Annotated in this window: 1 rRNA gene; it reads right to left on the bottom strand. The window is 42.0% G+C overall.

From position 1 onward, the window contains the following. Nucleotides 1–99, bottom strand: a 23S ribosomal RNA gene (locus ATB76_RS26985); the annotation flags it as partial. Nucleotides 100–212 lie beyond the last annotated feature (113 nt).

The raw sequence follows: 212 nt of genomic DNA, 5'->3' as shown, positions 1-212 counted from the left end.
GTGGTTTTTACTACCTAATCTGGGCTTATCGCAAGTTAATACGTCCTTCATCGCCTCTGACTGCCAAGGCATCCACCGTGTACGCTTAGTCACTTAACCATACAACCCGAAGGAGTTTCGAGTTGATAATCAAATCACCAAAGTTGTCTCTCATTATTTGAATGAGCGAGAGACATTTCGATTTTGCCGGACTCAATTTCGAATAATCACTT

The organism is Vibrio sp. MOR3, from assembly GCF_001557775.1.
In the GTDB taxonomy this organism is placed as follows: domain Bacteria; phylum Pseudomonadota; class Gammaproteobacteria; order Enterobacterales; family Vibrionaceae; genus Vibrio; species Vibrio jasicida.
This window is presented reverse-complemented; position numbering and strand designations above follow the sequence as displayed.